This window comes from Thiocystis minor (genome assembly GCF_016653465.1).
In the GTDB taxonomy this organism is placed as follows: domain Bacteria; phylum Pseudomonadota; class Gammaproteobacteria; order Chromatiales; family Chromatiaceae; genus Chromatium; species Chromatium minus.
Genome location: NZ_NHSQ01000099.1, coordinates 1 through 19,506, shown reverse-complemented (window position 1 = coordinate 19,506; position 19,506 = coordinate 1). Strand labels below are relative to the sequence as shown.

Below are 19,506 nucleotides of genomic sequence, written 5' to 3'. Positions count from 1 at the left end.
CGGCACGACGCGCAACTGGAAGCCCGAGACCACGGTCTTCCTCAACCCTGGAAAACCGACCACCACGGAGCATCAAAACCAACTGACAACGACATGACCAATGCGACAACTACCTTGACACTTACCGTGATGTCGCCCCCTCACGGGGGCGCGGATTGAAACGACTGCGGCGCCTAGGCCCCAACGCTGGCCGATCGTCGCCCCCTCACGGGGGCGCGGATTGAAACGCCGCGAAGCTGGAGCGCGACGGCCTTCGCCTCGCGTCGCCCCCTCACGGGGGCGCGGATTGAAACTCCCGCGTCAGGTACGCGATGCCGAGTCCAATGCGTCGCCCCCTCACGGGGGCGCGGATTGAAACCATCCGTAGCTGGCCTTGAGGCGGTCGCCTTCGCGTCGCCCCCTCACGGGGGCGCGGATTGAAACCGTGACAACCCGCCTGATCCCCGCCTGGATGATCGTCGCCCCCTCACGGGGGCGCGGATTGAAACATTCATCGATGTCGGATGATTCCGTGATGGCGTCGCCCCCTCACGGGGGCGCGGATTGAAACATGAGCGAGCATGGTTTAGGACCTCCAGGTCATTGTCGCCCCCTCACGGGGGCGCGGATTGAAACTTTCTCACTGTCACGCTGTTGAGCTTCGGGTTTCGTCGCCCCCTCACGGGGGCGCGGATTGAAACCGCTTCGTCGAACATCACCGGCAGCGCATCGGATGTCGCCCCCTCACGGGGGCGCGGATTGAAACGATCACGCCGCACCATCCAGCCGGACGGCGAGCGGTCGCCCCCTCACGGGGGCGCGGATTGAAACCACGCGGCATTGAGGCGCGCCACCGCCTGCTCGTGTCGCCCCCTCACGGGGGCGCGGATTGAAACTTGCGTTGGTCGCGCAACATTGACAGCAACCGGCGTCGCCCCCTCACGGGGGCGCGGATTGAAACACCGTCCGCATGTGCGATCCAGCACCAGCCTTCAGTCGCCCCCTCACGGGGGCGCGGATTGAAACGACTCGCCTGAATGCAGAATGGCGAAGCTGTCCTTCGCCCCCTCATGGGGGCGCGGATTGAAACCTGCCGGCGTCGCGGCTGCCGCTCGCCCAGGCATTGTCGCCCCCTCACGGGGCGCGGATTGAAACAGACAGGCGCCGACAGGAATAGATCGCGAACCACGTCGCCCCCTACCGTGCCTCGCGCTGACGCTGAACGAAGTCGCGCATCAGCTCGCGCAGAATCTGCGAGGCCGGGCGGTGGCTGGCCTCGGCCTTGGCCATGAATTCGGCGCGCAGTTTGGGTTCCTGCTTCATGGTGAAAACCGGCTTCGTTGGACATGACGGGTCACTCCAGCGCAAGAGTACTGATCAAGTATCGATATCGGTCATGACGTTTCGTGATGTGCATGGCGTCATGCGGCGACCTGTTTGGCCAAAGCAATGCCCGAGATAGCGAGTTAGCCGGACATGAGCTTGGGAAGGAGCAGGCCGCTGGCTTGGGCGAGCTGTCGGTTCCGCTGAGTCAGTCATTTAATCTGGTTGAATATTGTGGCTGCCTCGTCGGCGCTGAAGACTCAAGCCGCCAGTACGCACAACGGCACCATCAATTCGGCCTCGCTCAGGCCGCCATGGACGCCGATCTGAGCGTGTGGCGTTTCGCTGGGCAGGGAATCGCGGATGACGCGATTGCCGCGCGGGAGCAGGCAATAATCGCCGACACGATCCATAAAACGCGGGTGGGGCGTGCCGAATCCGAAGACTCCCTCTTCAACCAGTTGCCGGCTCGGAATCAGATCGATCTGATCGCCAAAGACCTGATGACAATAGTCCTCGAAGACCCTTGAACGATCGGCGCGAACGTAGCAGAAGGCCGCGCGCGGCTCACCGCACAGGGGCAGCAGAAGACAGTCCGCCAGCTCGGGATGATCGGCCAGGTCGATGTTGTCCCGTGGCGTGGTGTCGATCTGGCCGTGATCGGCGCTGATCAGCAGCAGCGAATCGGTGCCGGCGGCGGCGCTTGAAAAATCCTCGATCGCCTGTTCGATTGCGGCGAGATGGGCCACGGCCGCCGCGCTTTCCATGCCCTGCTCGTGACCGATGGTGTCCAGTGCGGGCCAGTAGAGATAGAGATAGTTCGGGTCCGGTGGACGTGGCTGGCGCCAGCGACGATTGGGACGGATTGCCCGCAGGGTCTGTCGGAACAGATCCCGCAGACCGTCGTAGGCGAGAATCTCGGCGCGTCCCGCATGCGCCAGATTGAAATCGGAGCGGGCGATGAAATGGGGCGAGACGATGACGCTCCGCGTCTGGATGCGGTCGAAAACGGACGCATGACCGAAGAGTTTGACCGGATCGATGCCGGCTCGCCGATAGGACGCGCCGCCATATCTGGGCCTGCCGGGGAGCACGGTCATCACGCAGCCCAATTCGCGCAGATAGGTATGCCAGCCGGTCAATCCATGCTGAAGCGGGGCATCGCCGGTAAGATAGGTGGTGATGGCCGCTGCCGTGGTGGACGGGAAGACCGAACTGATGGCGCCGCGACGGGCGCGATTCAAAATACCGTTGGGCGAATGTCGAGCCAGCCAGTCGGCGCCCAGTCCATCGATGACCAGCAGAATGAGATTGGTCGCCCGAGCGAGATCGTCGACCGGCAGCGCATCCAGTGCGGGATAACTGGAGCGCCCGCCGCGCGCCTGGATGATGCTGCTCATCAGGTTGACGATTCCGCCCCCCTGGTAGTTGGGTTTACGCATCTCGGTTCACTGGACGTTTGCGCTTACCAAACAGGTAGAGGGCCAAGGCGGCAAAGAACACCGCCGTGGCGATGAGCGCGAATGGCCTGAGCGGCTCAATGACATCGACGATCTTGTGAAAATCGCGGTCCAGATAGAAGGCGCCCAACCCGAAAACCCCAACCCAGAGGCTGGTTCCGGCGATGGTCGCCGTGAGAAAGCGCCACCAGGACATCCGCAATGCGCCCGCCGCGAGATTGCTGGTCTGACGCAGGCCATCGAGAAAGCGCGCGATCAGCAACAACCCCATTCCCCAGCGGTCGAACAGTCGCTCCAGCCTTGCCAGCCGCTCGCCCTGCTTGACGCCGCTGGTCAGGGTGCGTTGCAAACCATAGCGGCCAATGGCATAACCGATGATGTCCCCGAGCTGGGTGGCGATCCAGGCGACCAGCAACACCGTCACGATGTCTAGCTTGCCGCTGGCGGCCATCAATGCGCAAGCGATGAGCAAGGTTTGTCCCGGTAAGGGGATGCCGAAGCCTTCGACGAGACAGGCGACGAAGAGCGCCCAGAGGCCATCGTGATCAAGCACCGGCTGAAGCCGGGCGATGTCCGATGTCAAGGTTGAAACGAGCGAGGTTTCGAGAGTCATTGTCGGTGGTTTCCTAGAGTGCGCTTGCCTATTTGAACCGCGTCCGGCAGGGTCTGCGACCTTTGTGCATGGGCTCGTCCTTGTCTGGACCAACGCGTTTTACAGAAGACGCCGTTTAAATTTCCAATGTGTCATCGCATAACGATGATAGACCCTTTCGGTTCGCCCATCCTCTCAATGAGACTGCCACGATGCCATCCAAACCGAGCACCTGCTATGAATGCGACGCCAATTGCGCCGTCGACGTCGAACTCGATGACGCGGGCGAGCCGGTCGGCGTCACGGGTCCACCGGATTGCCCGCGCTGCGCGGTGCAAATCGAACGGCGCAATCATCCTGACCGCCTGCTGCAGCCGCTCCGGCGCATCGGGCCGCCGGGTAGCGGGCAGTTCGAGCCGATCGCCTGGGATCAGGCACTCGACGCCATCGCGGCGCGTCTGACCGAGATCCGGGCCGCGCACGGCGCGCCCTCGGTCGCTTTCTTCGCCGGCTACACCAAGGAGGCGCGGCCCCAGCTTCAACGCCTCGCCCATGCCTTCGGTTCGCCCAACTATCTGACCGAGAGCGGCTGCTGTTTTTCGGCGACGATGGTCGCCGAGAAGGTGACGTTCGGCTACAAGATCAAGACCACCTCGACCGTGCTCTCGCCCAAGACGCGCTGTCATCTGTTCTGGTCGACCAATCCGCGCGGCTCGATCCCGCCGTTCGACACGCACGGACTGGCGAAGCTCAAGGCCGGGCGGCGTCTGATCGTGGTCGATCCGCGCACGACCCCGATGAGCGAGCAGGCCGAGATCCATCTGCGTCTGCGTCCCGGCACCGATGGCGCGCTGGCGCTGGGTTTCCATCATCTGATCTTTGAGAACGGCTGGCAGGATCAGGCGTTTCTCGACGATTGGGCGCACGGCGTCGCGGCTTTCCGGGAGTATGTGGCCGACTTTACGCCGGCGCGGGTCGCGGCCATCTGCGGCATCGACGAGTCCGACCTGCGCGCGGCGGTCGAGGTTTTCGCCACTACGGCGCCGGCCCAGATCACGCTGTCGCCGACCGCGACCGTGCAACATAGCAACGGCTTTCAGAACCATCGGGCGGTGATCCTGCTGTCCGCCGTGACCGGCAATCTGGACCGTGAGGGCGGCAACCGTTTTCTTAACGATAAGTTCATGCCCAAATCGATCGAGCTGTTCGACTACTGTCGTCGCGAGCTGCCGCCGCGCATCGGCGACGAAGTCTATCCGGTCTGGACGAAATACTGGCCGGCGGGACAGAGCATGCTGCTGCCCGACTGTATCCTCGACGGGCGACCGCAGCGGGTGCGGGCGCTGGTGGCGATGGGGATCAACACCGCGATGTGGCCGAATTCAAAGCGGATGGAACAGGCATTGGGTGCGCTGGATTTTTTCGTCGCGACCGACTTTTTCCACAACCCGGCCACGCTCCAGGCCGACTTTGTGCTACCCGCCGCGACCAACCTGGAACGCCCGGCGCTGATCGCCTATCCCGGCTGCGCCTATCAGGGCGAACTGCGCTATCGGCGTCCGGTGGTCGCGCCCAAAGGCGAGGCGCGACCCGATGGCGCGATCTTTCTGGAACTTGGGGTACGGTTGGGGATGGGCGAGCGGTTCTGGCAGGGCGATCTGGAAGCCTCCTGGGCCGAGGCCGCCGAGGGCATTCCGGAGGACGTCCGCGCCGAGGTGTTCGCCAATCCCGCTGGCGTCACCGTTTATGCGCAGGCCATCGAGGATCTGGTCGAGCACGGTTTTCTGGACGCCGACCGGCTTTATCGTCTGCGCGGCTTTCCGACCGCGAGCGGCAAGGTCGAGTTCGATTCCAGCGAATTGCGCACGGCCGGTCACGATGGGCTGCCGGTCTACCGCGAACCCGCCGAAAGCCCCGTCTCGACCCCCGAGCTGGCGCGCGACTATCCGCTGGTACTGACCAGCGGGGCGCGCACCAAGTACGACACCCATTCGCAGCATCAGCGCATCGCGGCCATGCGTCGGGTGATCCCCGAGCCATTGATCGAGATTCATCCGGACGATGCCGCGCCGCGCGGGATCGCCGATGGCGAGCCAGTCAGGGTGCGCTCGCCGCGTGGCGCGGTGCGCTTTGTCGCCCGCGTGACCGACCGCATCAAGCCCGGCGTGGTTCACTGCACGCACGGCTGGAACAGCGCCAACGTCAATGAACTGACCGATGACCGTCATCTCGATCCGATCAGCGGTTTTCCGCCGTTCAAGTCGGGATTATGCGAAGTGGAGCGGCTTTAAACATCATGCCCTTCATCGGTGTCCTGCCTGAACGCGAGTCGCTGTTCCAGCCGCCACCCCGGCGCGAGGTCGCGGTCAGCGATGCCGCCGCCTGGCGGCTGAATCCCAGACACCGTCAGGTGTACGATAAGCTCGCGCTGGCGCTCGACGCCGGTCTGCGGGCGGCGCCCTGCGGGGTCGATCCGCGGGACTGCGGCATCGCCCCCGACGCCATGGTTTTCGTCAAGCCTATCGTGAATCTCGCCGGCATGGCGGTACGCGCCCGCGCGGTGGTCGCCGACGCCGTTCCACCGGAGGCCGGCAGCTTCTGGTGCGAGCGGCTTCAAGGCACCCAGACGAGCAGCGATTGTCTGGTGCGCGACGGTCGGGCGATCTGGTTCGCCCATACGCGCGGCTCGGACGAGAAAAACAACGAACGTCCGATCTATTGGGACGTGGGCGTGACCTTGCCGGCGCTGGAGCCGGTGCTCGCGCAGTGGGTTGCGGATCATCTGAAGGGGTATTCGGGGCTGTGCAATCTGGAACTGATCGGCGGGCGGCCCATCGAGGTGCATCTGCGCGGCTCCAACGGCTTTTTCGACTTTTACGGCCCTGATTTTCTGTCCGCCTGGGTTGCGCTCGTGGACGACGGATCTTGCACGATACCGCCCCCGATTCCAGGTGGACTGGTGATCTCGGTCTTTGGCGCCAGGGAACTCAGTCCTGAGCAGCAAGCGCGGATTTCCGCGCTTGGCGTGAAGATCCAACCGGACCCTCACACCCCTGATCGGGCGGCTATTCTGCGTTGTCGGGATAAGTCCGTGGGTCTGGCGCTGTGCGATCAACTGGGACTGACACGCAAACATCAGACGGCGTGATTTCCTGATTCGCGGGAATGACGAATTCCCAGTGTTCAGAAAACGTTGCGACGGGGTGAATCCCCCGTCGCGCTGTCGGCGAATCAAACCGATACACGGCGGTTTGGAACGGGACATCCGCGATGATTGTTGTCGTTGTCGTTGTTGTCGTTATTCGATTCGACAACGACAATGACAACGAAAGGTTAAAACGTCCTGACAGGGCGCATGCTGCGTCCGGCCATGTTACTTTTCGGGAGTTTCCTAAGACCGATACGCAAGCAACGCAGAGTGTTCCAGACGCGGTTTACAGCTTGGGTACCACGATCGGCTCGCGCTTGTCCGGATTGGCGCGGTAAAAGGCGGCGACATTGCCGATGCGGGTGATGAGATTGGCCTGGGTGCGATCCTGGATGACGCCGATGACGGCGTCGCGCGCCTCGCGGTCGCCCGCGTTGATCCGGATCTTGAGCAGTTCATGGTGGCTCATGGCGATCTCGATCTCGGCCAGCACCGACTCGGTGAGCCCGTGCTGACCGACGATGACGACGGGATTGAGATGGTGCACCTGCTTTTTGAGCCAGCGCTTCTGTTTTTCGGTAATGGTCATTGGCGATTCATGGATTCCATATTCTTGAATTAAAAACGTCAACCGCGTCAGCGCCGACGCTGGCTGGTTCATGCAAGGTCGAACCAATGCAAGAACTTTGCATGTCCTGCCGGACGCGGTTTACTCCGGCAATCTCGCCAGCTCGATCAATCCGCCTTCGTTCTTCGTGTCGACCTTGGCATAGAGATCATAGAGCGCGGCCTGGAGCGCCTCTTCGATCACCGGATGATAAAAGGGCATGCGCAGAAGATCCCCGACGGTCAGATTCCGTTCGATGCACCAGCAGAGCAGGTGGGCCAGATGTTCGCCCTTGGGGCCGATCATCTCGCTGCCGAGTAGACGCCCGCTCGCTTTGTCGGCATAAACCCGCAACACGCCCCTGTTTTTTCCCATGATCAGCGCGCGACCGACCGGCGCGAAGCGGATCTGACCGACGGCGGTCGTCTCCGGGTCCAGTTGATTCCAGCGCAGACCGACGGCGCAGATGTTCGGGTCGCAGAAATTGATGAAGAGTGGGGTTTTGCGGCGAAATCTGGCGGTCTCGCCGTGGGTGGCATTGTACCCGGCGATCCTGCCCTCGTCGCCGGCCTCGTGAAGAAGGGGGCGGTCGCCGGTCACGTCTCCGGCGATAAAGACCGGCAGAGCGCCTCGGGCATGTCGTCGGTGCTGCTGCCGAGCACCCGGTCCACGAAGGTGTCTCGCATATCCTGGACATGTTCCAGCGCTTCCGGGATGTCCAGGGTCATGGCATCGTGACCGTCGATTCCGTATTTGCCCAGATGGGTGCGGCGATGGTAGTCCTCGGCCACCTGAATCATGGCCTTCGAGGGCATGCAGCCGACCCGCGCGCAGGTGGTGCCGGGTTCGCCCCCATTGATCAGGACAAAGGTCTTGCCGGCGCGCCGGGTCTGCGCGAGTGCGTTGAGTCCGGCGGAACCGGAACCGATGATGGCGACGTCGACAACACGTTCAGTCACTGGGAAGTCCTCGGAGGTTGGGCGAATCCGTCGGGATTCGGTGGGGCTATTCTATTGGAATCGGTTCGGAAATTAGCGTAGCGCCGGAGCTGGCGGGCGAGACGCCGTCCCGGATGCAGGCTTGTAGAACAGAACATACAAGGGGCGAATGAATTCGCCCCGACGGCGATGCCGCGCAACATTCGTGTCGAGCGCATCGATTCGAGCCTTGGAACCGTAACGGGGCGGCGATCGCCCCACATAATCAGGTCGTTGTCGTTGTCGTTGTCGTTGTCGTTGTCGTTGTCGTTGTCGTGGTTTCGACATGGCGAATAATCGACAACGACAACGACAACGAGGAGGCCCTGGTCTCGGAACTTGATCGGTGAAGCCCTAGCAATCCAGCGGCGCCAGGCGCGGCTGGTTCTGAAGATTCAGCAGATCGTCGCGCAACTGGCGCAGACGCTGGTCGAGCCGCTCGCGCTGGCGCTCGTCCAGGCTGGCGCCGAGATGCATGAACAGCTCGCCGACGCGCTCGCCAATCGCATCGCCATCGCGTTCGAGCGTTGGCGGCAGGTCGCTGAACTCGACCAGCCAGGCCGTCATGAACGCCTGAAGCCGGGCTTCCTCAGCACGCGTTCTCAGCAACGACAGCAGTTCCTCGCGCTTGCGGGTGCGGTAGTCGATCAGGGCCGCCTCGGAATCGGGCATGCGTCCCGTCACCTCCGCGACCAGCTCCGGTTGACCGTCCTTCAAGGGTCCTGTCCAGTCCTCGATCGCTTTGACGTAGCGTTTGGCGCGTTTGCGTTTCTCCCGAGCCAGGTCGCGCGTGGCCAGATCCTGTCGGTCCTCGCGAGTCTGCTGGCGGAATTTGCGCTCCAGCGCGTCGATCTGGGTGGGCGTCAGATCCGCGAGCAGGGGTACCGAGAGGTTGACCGCAAGCCGGGCGTGACGCCGGTAAAGGTCGCGGAACTGCGCGATCAGGCAGGCCGTGTTGCGTTCGTCGAAGCCCGTCCGGCTGGCTAGCAGCAACTTGTCAAAGAAGGTCGCGAGCGTGGGGAGTTCTTCCAAACGATGGCGTGCGAGTTCCGCCTTCAGGTGCGGCTCCCAGCTCGTGAGCTGGTCGTCCGCGAGATTCAGATAGTCGTTTGCGTATTGTCTGGCGAAAAAATCGGCGCTGTTGTAGACGATGCTGACACGGCTGCAACCGCTGCCGATCGTCAGCATTGCCGTTAGGATCAGGATCAGGCGAAAGCGTGCCGGGAGTCGGTTCATCATCAGTAATTCCCGCCAAAATAATTCTGCTTTAAAAGCAGAGGTTTGGCACGTTTTCAGAAAAAGTCTTTCGTAAACTTCTGCTTCTGAATCAGGATACTGGCTCGCATCTCTGAAGTTGCGGGGCAGGAATCGATGAGTACGCCATTTTGCCGCAATAACCTCAGCGCCGAGGGGTTGCTCAGGGAAGCGCGACGGGTGTTTGGAAAGATCCCTGACCGTCGGGCAACGACATGGCCCGGGTCGATCATCTGATCGGCAAAACGCCGCGCCAGACATCCGGACGCGGCGCGATCATTGGCGGCGAGGGATAGGCAATGCCTGTCGTGACGCCGGGACGATCAATTCCTCAGCGGGCCGCGGCGACGGGAATCCTGGCCGGCTTCTCGGCCTCCCGCGATTCCTGAAATGCCTCGTTGACCCGATCCCGGAGTTCCTTGCCGGGCTTGAAATGGGGGACGTGCTTACCGGCGAGGGCGACCGAGTCGCCAGTTTTTGGATTGCGCCCGATGCGTGGCGGGCGGTAATGTAACGAAAAACTCCCGAATCCGCGAATCTCGATTCGTTCTCCGGACGCGAGCGCTCCGGTCATGCGCTCGAGGATCTTTCGAACCGCCACTTCGACATCTTTATAGGGAAGATGGTCCTGTTCGGCGGCCAGAATGTCGATCAGCTCCGATTTCGTCATGGTATCGACTCCTGGTAAAAGCCAGCGGGATCCAACGTTGGATCCCGCATCCAAATGGCAATGGCGGAACCCAGGGATTTAGTTCCCGCGCTGTGCCTCTTCCATCTGTTCCTTGAGAATGTCGCCCAGGCTGGTGCCGCTGGAGGCGTCACGCGAGTAGCCCTTGATCGCCGACTGCTCTTCTTCCATGTCTTTCGCCTTCATGGAGAGCGAGAGGGTGCGGTTCTTGCGGTCGACCCCGAGGAACTTGGCCTCGATTTCCTCGCCGACCTTCAGCACCGCGCGGGCATCCTCGATGCGGTCACGGTTGATCTCGGAGGCACGCAGATAGCCCTCGACGCCGTCGGCCAGGGTAATGGTCGCGCCCTTGGGATCGACATCGGCCACCACGCCCGTGACGACACAGCCCTTTTCATGCAGCGCCACGAAGCTGGAGAAGGGATCCTTGTCGAGCTGCTTGACGCCGAGCGAGATGCGCTCGCGCTCGGGGTCGACCGACAGCACGACGGTTTCCAGCTCGTCGCCCTTCTTGTAGCGACGCAGTGCCTGCTCGCCGGCCTCGTCCCAGGAGATATCGGAGAGATGGACCAGGCCGTCGATGCCGCCGTCCAGCCCGATGAAGATGCCGAAGTCGGTGATCGACTTGATCTTGCCGGAGACGTGATCGCCCTTCTTGTGGGTGACCGCGAACTCGTCCCAGGGATTCATGGCGCACTGCTTGATGCCGAGCGAGATGCGGCGACGCTCCTCGTCGATATCCAGCACCATGACTTCGACCTCGTCGCCCAGCGACACGATCTTGCTCGGGTGGATGTTCTTGTTGGTCCAGTCCATTTCGGAGACGTGGACCAGACCCTCGACACCCTCCTCAATCTCGACGAAGCAGCCGTAGTCGGCAATGTTGGTGACCTTGCCGAAGACGCGGGTGCTTTCCGGATAGCGGCGTGAGATATTGACCCAGGGATCCTCGCCCATCTGCTTGAGTCCGAGCGAGACGCGCTGACGCTCGCGGTCGAACTTGAGCACCTTGACGGTGACCTCGTCGCCGATCTCGACCACTTCGGACGGATGCTTGACGCGACGCCAGGCCATGTCGGTGATGTGCAGCAGACCATCGATGCCGCCCATGTCCAGGAAGGCGCCATAGTCGGTCAGGTTCTTGACGATACCCTTGACCTCCATGCCTTCTTCCAGATTCTTGAGCAGGGTATCGCGCTCGGCGCTGTACTCTTCCTCAACCACGGCGCGACGCGAGACCACCACGTTATTGCGCTTGCGGTCGAGTTTGATGACCTTGAATTCCTGCTCCTTGCCTTCGAGATAGGCGGTGTCGCGCACCGGTCGCACATCGACCAGCGAACCCGGCAGGAAGGCCCGCACCGCGCCCAGATCGACGGTGAATCCGCCCTTGACCTTGCCGTTGATCATGCCCTTGACGGTCTCGGTGTTCTCGAAGGCCTTTTCCAGGAAATCCCACGACGCGAAGCGCTTCGCCTTCTCGCGCGAGAGACGGGTAATGCCAAAGCCGTCCTCGACGGCGTCAAGCGCCACTTCCACCTGATCGCCGACGGCGACCTCCAAGAGGCCCTCGGGGCTGATGAACTGGCTGCGCGGAACCACGCCCTCGGACTTGAGCCCGGCGTTGATCACGACATTGTCCGCCGTGATCTCGACGACCGTTCCCATGAGGATGGAGCCCGGCTGGAGCTGGGTGGTGTTCAGACTCTGTTCAAAAAGTTCGGCAAAGCTTTCGGTCATGAGATCCAATTATCCTGAAATACGGCGCGCTAGCCCGCCCCATCCGGAGCGAGGGGTATGGTTGAAATGAAAAGGCCGGCGCAATCGGCGCCGACCCCGTTGTCTGGGCTGGTCCGGTCCGTGATCGAGTGAAGCTCGATGACGGGCGCGGCGTCGCCCCCTCAAGATCAAAAGACCAGTCCCGGGAAGACGCGCCTCACCTCTTCCAGAACCCGATCGAGCACTTCATCAATGGACAGAGCGGTTGAATCAACCATGACCGCATCCTCGGCGGCGCGCAGCGGAGCGGCCAAACGGGCGCGGTCAGCGGTATCCCGCTCACGAATGTCCTCAATCAGACGCGAGAGATTAGCATCCAACCCCTTTTCTATCAACTGTTTATACCGACGATTCGCCCGCACTTCGGGGCTGGCGTCGAGGAAAATTTTCAAGGGTGCGCGCGGGAACACCACAGTGCCCATGTCGCGTCCGTCGGCGACTAGGCCGGGGGGCTGGGCGCGCTGGCGCTGCCAATCCATCAGGGCGGCGCGCACTGGCGGATGGACCGCGACGCGCGAGGCGGACATGCCCGCTTGCTCTGTACGGATCGTTTCGGTCACATCGTCCCCCTCCAGTAGCAGACGACCGTCGGCGAAGGCGAGCGGCAGGCCGGTCGCGAGCGGCGCCAGGGCGTCCGGATCATCGAGTGCCAGTCCGCGGCGTTCGGCGGCAAGCCCCAGCGCCCGATAAAGGGCGCCGCTGTCCAGGGTATGCCAGCCAAGCCGCTCGGCGAGCCGGGAGGCGATCGTTCCCTTGCCCGTGCCGGAGGGTCCGTCGATCGCGATGACCGGAATCATGCCTGGGCTTCCTCGATCCCGAGACCGCAGCCGGCCGCCAGGTCCGCGAAGCCAGGGAAGGATGTCTCGACATTCGCGCAGTCGCGAATCTTGATGGGGCCGCTCGCCCGCAGTCCGGCCATCGCGAAGGACATGGCGATGCGATGATCGCCATGCGCGTCGATCTCGCCCGTGGTCATGGTGGAGCCCAACTGTCCGCCGACGATGCGGATGCCGTCCGGGAGCGGTTCGGCGAGGATCCCGAGTTGGTTCAGCCCATCCGCCATGACCTGAATCCGGTCGCTTTCCTTTACTCGCAGTTCCTCGGCGCCGGTCAGGACGGTTTCTCCCTCGGCGCAGGCGGCGGCGATGAAGATGGCGGGAAATTCGTCGATGGCCAGTGGCACCTGATCCACCGGGATGCGGATACCCTTGAGTCGGGCGCAGCAGACCCGGATATCGGCTAGAGGTTCGCCGCCGGCGGTGCGCCGGTCGATCAATTCGATGTCGGCGCCCATGGCACGCAGGATATTGATAATCCCGACGCGGGTTGGGTTGATGCCGACCGCTTCGAGCAGCAGATCGGACCCCGGCGCGATGCTGGCGCCGACGAGGAAAAACGCCGCCGAGGAGATGTCGCCCGGAATCGCCAGCCGACAGCCGCTCAGCCGCCCGCCGCCCGTCAGGCACACCTTGCAGCCCTGACGGCGAACCGAATACCCGAAGGCGGTCAGCATGCGTTCGGTGTGGTCGCGGGTGCGTGCCGGCTCGGTCACGCAGGTCTCGCCCGCGGCATAGAGGCCGGCGAGCAGAACGCTCGATTTCACCTGGGCGCTGGCCACCGGCATCGCATAGTCGAGGCCGGACAGGTGGGGAACGGGTTCGATGCGCAACGGCGCGGTGCCCGTCTCGCTGGAGTCGATGCGCGCACCCATCATCGCCAATGGATCGGTGACGCGGCGCATGGGACGGCGCGACAGCGAGTCGTCGCCGACGAGCATGACCGGGAAGGACTGACCGGCCAGCAGGCCGGCCAGCAGCCGCATGGAGGTGCCCGAATTGCCCAGGTCGAGCGCGCTATCGGGTGCGCTCAGTCCGCGCATGCCCACACCGCGCACGCGTACTTTGCCCGCGTCGGGGCCGTCGATCGCGACGCCCATCCGGCGGAAAGCCGCTAGGGTCGCCAGCGAATCCGCGCCTTCGAGAAAGCCGCCGATGTGCGTCTCTCCCTCGGCTAGGGCCGCCAGCATGATGGAGCGGTGGGAGATCGACTTGTCGCCGGGTACCCGCAAGCGCCCGGTCAAGGCGCCGCCAGGCGAGATCTGAAATCGGAGGTCGGTTGCCGCGGCCAATGGGACTCCCGCGCTCGCGCGGTCGGATTGAGACAAACTCGCGAGTTTAGTCCTGCACGGGAGAGCGGTAAACCAATTATTGAAGGGCGGAACAGGGGCCGAGGCGCTCGCTGAATCTTGCGATCACGGTGCCGGGTCATGGTGTGGCAAAATGGGTTCAAGTCCGAGGTGGTGGCCCGATCGATCATATGTATTAGCTCAGGGGGAAGAGAACGAATGAAGTTACGAGATGACGAGCGGCGGGATTTCATGCGCCTGGCGACCGAGGCCGATGCGAGCGTCACCCGTCTGACAACGGGTCAGACGCTGTTGACCAGGCTGGTCAATCTGAGCGCTTCAGGGTGTGCGTTTTTCGCCGAGACGCCCATGGAGCAGGACGAGGAAATCGAGTTCATGGTGCAAGGCGCCAGCAAACGCATCGAACCGCTCAAGCGGGCCGCGCGCGTGGTCAGGGTGACGCAAGGCGAGGCGAGCCATCTCATCGCGGTCGAATTTTTGATCGATCCCGACTGAGTCACGCGACCTCGGGCATGTCGATCCGGTGCGCGGGCGTGCGATCCCGCCGCCGTGATTGACGTTCCCTTTGCTGGCCAGAATCATGCAGCGATTCTATTTTAGCCTTGAGATTACGGCATCCGAGTATCTGCGTTATTACCGGGGCGCCGCGGCCAGGGTGGTCGTTCGCGCCCAGGATGGGCGGAGTCTGTCCTTGCCGGCCGCGAATCTGCGACGCTTTGTCGCCGCCGATGGCGTGCGGGGCAGATTCCGGCTGACCGTGGACGACGAGAATCGTATGGTCTCTTTGGAGCGTGCTTAAGGCGATTTCCGGGAAAGTTCCTGCCAAAATCAACGCTTCAAATAGACAGGATTCACAGGATTTTTCAAGATTGACAGGATTAAAAACAATGATTTACATCCTGTTTATCCTGCGAAATCCTGTAAATCCTGTCCATTAACAGCATCTCTGTAGGTCGATTGTTTTCAGGAAATCACCTAAACCGTCTCCTCAAGGAACGGGCGCCGCCGCCGATAGCTGAACCGAGTCCATCGTTTTCGGAGTCCGCCGTGATCAACATCCATTCCTATTCCGCGTCCCAAGCGAATTTCCGTTCCCTGACAACCGCGAGTCAGAGCGCGGGCCAGGGACTCAAAACCTTAAACGAATCCGCAAAAGCGCTCTCCAGCCTTCAGGATGGCGCGCTCAATGCCCTGGCGCGCGAGATTCCCGGCATGGAGGCCACCGAGTTCAGCAATCTGGACGCCAGCGAATATACCCCCGACAAGATTGCTAACCGCATCGGCCAATTCGTCGCGCTGGGTCTGGACAATGCCCGCGCCCAGGGGAAGTCGGAGGAAGAAGTGCAGTCGCTCTACGACAGCGCCATGAAAGGCGTCGAACAGGGTTTCAAGGAGGCCAAGGAGATCCTCAAGAACCTGGATCTGCTCGGCGGTGGCATCGGCGAGCAGGTGAAGGCGACCGAGGATGCGACCTTCGCCGCCCTGGAAAAGTTATCGCCGGCTGGTCAGTCGCAGGACGTCGCTGGAACGGCGACGCTCGGAATGGCCTCCGCCCAGCGCTATCAGCGTGCCGAGGATTTCAATCTGAGCCTGCAAACCAAGGATGGCGATACGGTCAAGATTAGTTTCAGCCGCGATTTTGCCGCCCAGCAGAGCAACGCCACCGTCATGGACGAGCAGGGCAATCAAGTGTCGCTGATGGATGTCAGCCAGAGCGAGAACAGCGGCTATCAATTCAAGGTCGAAGGGAATCTGAGCGTGGAGGAAATCGACGCGATTCAGGCACTGGTGTCGGATATCGGCAAGGTGGCCAATGATTTTTTCCGGGGGGACGTGGAAAAGGCATTCTCCCAGGTGTCGAATGTCGCCTTCGACGATTCGCAACTGGCGTCGATGAATCTGCGCATGAGCCGGACCGAGCAATACAGCGCCGTCCAGCAGTATCAACAGACCCAGCAGTTGGAAAATCCGGAGCAGGCCCAGTCCGGCCGCCGTTTGGGGCATCTGATGCGCGAGATGCGCGACAGTTTCCAGAATCCCGCCCTGGAGTTCCTGAGTCAGGCGCGCGAGGCCGCCAGCCAGATCATGCGCGGGCTGGTCGAGCAGGACAGTCGTTTCCAGGATGCCTCTCCCGAGCGGCAGTCGAAGTATCAGAACGACATGGAGCGGTTGTTGAGCGCGGTCACGGAGCCGTCGGTCTAAAGCGCCTCTGGACTGGGATGTCGTGTTGATTGTGTGACAAGGTTCGCAGTCTCCGGCGAACCTTTCGGTTGACACGCCTTGGCTATCTTGCTGTGAATCCGCGTAAAGCGTAGGATCGCCCGCTCGGTAAAAGAGCTTTGCGAAGGGTGTTCCAAAAGTCGTTTTCCGGGTACTTGCGCCTGAGCCGGGCTCGCGGACTTCGACACTCGCGCGTTGTCATAAAGAGGTCGCAGGTGGCGAAAAGCGAACGATCGGATCGAGTTCATGCCGTGCCTCCGCGGCCCTGGAAAATCATTCTACTCAGTCTGGCCACGAGTGTTGCGCTCGTGGCCATGAATCCGGCGTCCCTAACCGCCTGGGCGCTTTCGTTCCTGTTCGTCCTGCTGGCGGTGCTGGTCGAATATCTTCAGTGGAAAGAGGTCGCGGCGCTTCTGTCCGCCGCGCGTCTTGAAGTGCAGCGCGGGCTGGATGAAAAGACGCGTCAGCTCGATGTCTGGACAAATGCCTTCGAGCGTCTGGGTATCGAACTTTTTCCGATCTTCGTGCGGCATATCGAGCATTCCCGGCGTCTCGCCGAGGACAGCGTCACCCATCTGTCGCAAACCTTCAGCGGTCTGGTGCTCGATCTGGAACAGGTGATCGCCGCCTCGCAGGCCGGCGGCGGTCAGGACCATCTCATCGTCGGTCAATTTCAGGAGAGTCAGGCCACCCTGACCGAGGTCATTGGCGACTTCGAGAATATTCTGCATCGTGAGCTAGCCATGTCGGACCAGGTCAACCGCCTGGCCGGTTTTGGCGGCGAGATGCAAAACATGGCGCTGGGTGTCCGCGCGGTTGCCGAGCAGATCAATCTGCTGGCGCTCAATGCCGCCATCGAGGCGGCGCGGGCAGGGGAGCAGGGACGCGGGTTCGCGGTGGTGGCCGACGAGGTGCGCAAGCTGGCCGGCACCTCGGCGGAGACCGGCGCCCGGATCAGCAAAAAGGTCGAGGAATTGGCGCGCTCGCTCGCGCAAACGCAGTCCCTGGTGCAGGAGTCCATGCGGAGTGCGGATGGCTTGGTAAAATCGTCCGAGCAGAAGGTGGGCGAGGTGCTGTCCCGTTTGCGGCAGACCACCGAGACACTCAACGCGGACGCGGGCCGCCTGCGCCAACTGGGCGGGGCCATCCGCGAACAGATCGGGGCCTCGCTGGTTGACCTTCAGTTCCAGGATCGCACGAGCCAGGTGCTGACCCATGTCTGCGAAGGGCTCGAACATTTGAGCGAGCGTCTCATGGTCTGCTCCCAACACGACATGACGCAGCAACAGCAGGATATCCTGGAGCTCGACCGGCTGCTGGCCCAGATGCTAGCCTCCTACAGCACGGTCGAGGAACTCGATCTGCACCATGGCGGCGGCGCGGCCAGGACGCGGGCGGAAGGGTCCGAACTGACCTTCTTTTGAATTGAACGGAGTCGAGTATGGCAAAAACCATCATGGTGGTCGACGATTCGGCATCCTTGCGCAATGTCGTCGGTATTGCGCTCAAGGGTGCGGGATATGACGTGATCGAAGCGGCCGATGGAAAGGATGCGCTCGCGAAACTGACCGGGCAGAAAGTCCATCTGATCGTCAGCGATGTCAACATGCCGAACATGGATGGCATTACCCTGGTTCGGGAGCTGAAAAAGCTTCCGAATTACAAGTTCACGCCGATCATGATGCTCACCACCGAGAGCCAGCCCGAAAAGAAACAGGCCGCGCGCGATGCGGGCGCCAAGGCGTGGCTACTCAAGCCCTTCCAGCCGCCGACGCTGCTGGACGCCGTTGCCAAGCTGGTGCTCCCCTGAAGATTAAGCGAAAGGCGATCAAACGAGAGGCGCGCGCGATGAAGGCTGGAAACAAGCAATCGGCACCGGATCCCGTGCTTGCCCTGGAAGGCGAGTTGACCATCTATACCGCCGCCGTGACCCTGGCGCGGCTGCGTGACTATCTGACGGGTCAGGGTGTGTGTAACCTTGACCTCTCGGGGGTGACGGAGATCGACAGCGCGGGTCTGCAACTGCTGCTGTGGACGCGGCGGGCGGTCGCCGAACAGGGCGGGCGCTTCCATCTGGTCGGCCTCAGCGAGGCGGTCGCGCAAGTGATCGCTTTACTTCAGCTCGAACAGGTTTTAGGTAGCGGTTCCGCCACGACGGCAGGGGGAGATCCGGCATGAATCTCGACAGCGCCCGACAGGCATTCATCCAGGAGGTGGCGGAGTTACTTCAGTCGATGGAGGATGCGCTCCTCGCGCTGGAGGACAATCCAGGCGATCCCGAGTCGCTGGACGAGGTCTTCCGTGCCATGCACACCATCAAGGGGACGGGCGGGGTGTTCGGGTATACGCCCGTGGTGGACTTTACCCACATCGTCGAAACTCTGATGGATCAGGTTCGCTCCGGCCGGATGAGCCTGACCAAGCCACTGATCGAAACGCTGTTCGAGTGCCGCGATCATACCGCCCGCCTGCTCGATTTTATTGCCGCCGACGTGACCGGAGAGGCGCCGCTGGACGAGGATCTGCGGCGAGCTGGCGATGCCTTGCTGGCGCGTCTCGGGCAACCCCAGGAGCCGACACCCGAGACCGCGTCTCCCAGTGTCGAGGAAGATCCGAAATATCTTCCGGTGGCGAGCGACCTCTGGATGCTCAGCCTGGAGTTCGGGCGCAATGCATTTCGCGACGGGATGGATCCCTTGTCGTTTCTGCGTTATCTGGGTTCGTTGGGAGAGCTGGTCCATGTCGCGACCCTGTTTCCCGTCGCCGCGACCGATGGCGACGGTTTCGATCCGGAAAGCTGTTATCTGAGTTTCGGAATCGCGTTGCGCAGCGAGGCGGATAAACCCACCATCGCCGGAGTCTTCGAGTTCGCCGACGAGGACTGCGAAATTCGCATTCTGGAGCCTGACTCGGCCCGCGCCCGTTATCTCGAACTGCTGGAAGCATTGCCCGACGATCAGATTGGCTGCATTGGCGATCTCCTGGTGAGTATCGGCGCGCTGACTCCGCGCGAGCTGGCGCGCGCACTGAAGATCCAGGAAGAAACCGCGCAAGCCCCAGCGTCCCTGGATGAACAGCCCACCAAGCGACGTATTGGCGAGATTCTCGTCGAACAGGGGTCGATCAAACCGGCCGTGATCGAGCAGGCGGCCAAGACCCAGGATGCCGCGCGGACCCGCCGCCAGGAAGAAACGCGCCAGATCCGGGTCGACGCCCAGCGGCTCGGCCATCTGATCGACCTGGTCGGCGAGCTGGTCACCAGCAGCGCCGCGATCCGCGTCATGGTCCAGCGCGCCGGCATCGAGGACATGACCGAAGTGGTCGACGGCGTCG

General features: G+C 62.4%; 18 protein-coding genes, 1 pseudogene and 1 CRISPR repeat array. Of the genes and pseudogenes, 9 read left to right on the top strand and 10 right to left on the bottom strand.

Annotation, left to right across the window (positions count from 1 at the left end; all coding sequences use genetic code 11):
* Positions 1-131: 131 nt before the first annotated feature.
* Positions 132-1,069: a CRISPR direct-repeat array (repeat unit 31 nt; unit sequence GTCGCCCCCTCACGGGGGCGCGGATTGAAAC).
* Between the two features lie 107 nt (positions 1,070-1,176).
* The 3 genes from CCR95_RS26380 to CCR95_RS14475 all read right to left on the bottom strand — a co-directional run bounded on the left by CCR95_RS26380 (position 1,177) and on the right by CCR95_RS14475 (position 3,375).
* Positions 1,177-1,302 carry a hypothetical protein gene (locus CCR95_RS26380; RefSeq protein ID WP_420825659.1) on the bottom strand — a complete coding sequence of 42 codons (126 nt, stop codon included), beginning with the start codon at positions 1,300-1,302 and terminating at the stop codon, positions 1,177-1,179.
* A gap of 260 nt (positions 1,303-1,562) precedes the next feature.
* Positions 1,563-2,744: an alkaline phosphatase family protein gene (locus CCR95_RS14480; protein WP_201095658.1), complete on the bottom strand. Its 1,182-nt coding sequence runs from the start codon at positions 2,742-2,744 to the stop codon at positions 1,563-1,565.
* On the bottom strand, positions 2,737-3,375 hold the full coding sequence (locus tag CCR95_RS14475; RefSeq protein ID WP_201095656.1) for a DedA family protein: 639 nt from the start codon (positions 3,373-3,375) through the stop codon (positions 2,737-2,739). Before CCR95_RS14475 ends, CCR95_RS14480 begins: the two co-directional genes overlap by 8 nt.
* Before the next feature lie 191 nt (positions 3,376-3,566).
* Here CCR95_RS14475 and CCR95_RS14470 point away from each other — a divergent pair, with 191 nt between their 5' ends.
* Positions 3,567-5,645 carry a molybdopterin-containing oxidoreductase family protein gene (locus tag CCR95_RS14470; RefSeq protein ID WP_201095654.1) on the top strand — a complete coding sequence of 693 codons (2,079 nt, stop codon included), beginning with the start codon at positions 3,567-3,569 and terminating at the stop codon, positions 5,643-5,645.
* Positions 5,646-5,650: 5 nt separating this feature from the next.
* On the top strand, positions 5,651-6,502 hold the full coding sequence (locus tag CCR95_RS14465) for an ATP-grasp domain-containing protein (RefSeq protein WP_201095652.1): 852 nt from the start codon (positions 5,651-5,653) through the stop codon (positions 6,500-6,502).
* Positions 6,503-6,788: 286 nt separating this feature from the next.
* Here the strand turns inward: CCR95_RS14465 and CCR95_RS14460 are convergent, their stop codons facing one another.
* The 7 genes and pseudogenes from CCR95_RS14460 to aroA form a co-directional block, all read right to left on the bottom strand.
* Entirely contained in the window at positions 6,789-7,091 is a 303-nt protein-coding gene (locus CCR95_RS14460) for a YhbY family RNA-binding protein (protein ID WP_201095650.1), read from the bottom strand.
* Between the two features lie 120 nt (positions 7,092-7,211).
* Positions 7,212-8,068: pseudogene (locus tag CCR95_RS14455) on the bottom strand (FAD-dependent oxidoreductase).
* Positions 8,069-8,440: 372 nt separating this feature from the next.
* Positions 8,441-9,325 (bottom strand): DUF6279 family lipoprotein, encoded by an 885-nt coding sequence (locus CCR95_RS14450; RefSeq protein ID WP_201095648.1) that lies wholly within the window; start codon positions 9,323-9,325, stop codon positions 8,441-8,443.
* A gap of 346 nt (positions 9,326-9,671) precedes the next feature.
* Positions 9,672-10,010, bottom strand: coding sequence for an integration host factor subunit beta (gene ihfB / locus CCR95_RS14445; RefSeq protein WP_201095646.1), 339 nt, complete (start codon positions 10,008-10,010; stop codon positions 9,672-9,674).
* A gap of 78 nt (positions 10,011-10,088) precedes the next feature.
* The gene (rpsA, locus tag CCR95_RS14440; protein WP_201095644.1) at positions 10,089-11,768 is read right to left on the bottom strand and encodes a 30S ribosomal protein S1; all 1,680 of its coding nucleotides are present in this window, start codon (positions 11,766-11,768) and stop codon (positions 10,089-10,091) included.
* Positions 11,769-11,935: 167 nt separating this feature from the next.
* Entirely contained in the window at positions 11,936-12,604 is a 669-nt protein-coding gene (gene cmk / locus CCR95_RS14435; protein WP_201095643.1) for a (d)CMP kinase, read from the bottom strand.
* Positions 12,601-13,935, bottom strand: coding sequence for a 3-phosphoshikimate 1-carboxyvinyltransferase (gene aroA, locus CCR95_RS14430; protein WP_201095641.1), 1,335 nt, complete (start codon positions 13,933-13,935; stop codon positions 12,601-12,603). The genes cmk and aroA overlap by 4 nt, the downstream gene beginning before the upstream one ends.
* 216 nt (positions 13,936-14,151) lie before the next feature.
* Here aroA and CCR95_RS14425 point away from each other — a divergent pair, with 216 nt between their 5' ends.
* The 7 genes from CCR95_RS14425 to CCR95_RS14395 all read left to right on the top strand — a co-directional run.
* On the top strand, positions 14,152-14,448 hold the full coding sequence (locus tag CCR95_RS14425; protein WP_201095639.1) for a PilZ domain-containing protein: 297 nt from the start codon (positions 14,152-14,154) through the stop codon (positions 14,446-14,448).
* Between the two features lie 85 nt (positions 14,449-14,533).
* Positions 14,534-14,752 carry a DUF2835 domain-containing protein gene (locus tag CCR95_RS14420; RefSeq protein WP_201095637.1) on the top strand — a complete coding sequence of 73 codons (219 nt, stop codon included), beginning with the start codon at positions 14,534-14,536 and terminating at the stop codon, positions 14,750-14,752.
* A gap of 248 nt (positions 14,753-15,000) precedes the next feature.
* The gene (locus tag CCR95_RS14415; RefSeq protein WP_201095635.1) at positions 15,001-16,155 is read left to right on the top strand and encodes a DUF5610 domain-containing protein; all 1,155 of its coding nucleotides are present in this window, start codon (positions 15,001-15,003) and stop codon (positions 16,153-16,155) included.
* A gap of 269 nt (positions 16,156-16,424) precedes the next feature.
* The gene (locus CCR95_RS25890) at positions 16,425-17,597 is read left to right on the top strand and encodes a methyl-accepting chemotaxis protein (RefSeq protein WP_338115403.1); all 1,173 of its coding nucleotides are present in this window, start codon (positions 16,425-16,427) and stop codon (positions 17,595-17,597) included.
* Positions 17,598-17,614: 17 nt separating this feature from the next.
* Positions 17,615-17,983, top strand: a complete 369-nt coding sequence (locus CCR95_RS14405) for a response regulator (protein WP_201095631.1) — start codon at positions 17,615-17,617, stop codon at positions 17,981-17,983.
* 38 nt (positions 17,984-18,021) lie between these two features.
* On the top strand, positions 18,022-18,351 hold the full coding sequence (locus CCR95_RS14400) for an STAS domain-containing protein (protein WP_201095629.1): 330 nt from the start codon (positions 18,022-18,024) through the stop codon (positions 18,349-18,351).
* Positions 18,348-19,506, top strand: a 1,159-nt coding sequence (locus tag CCR95_RS14395; protein ID WP_201095627.1) for an Hpt domain-containing protein, incomplete at its 3' end; no start/stop codon positions are given. The genes CCR95_RS14400 and CCR95_RS14395, both read left to right, overlap by 4 nt.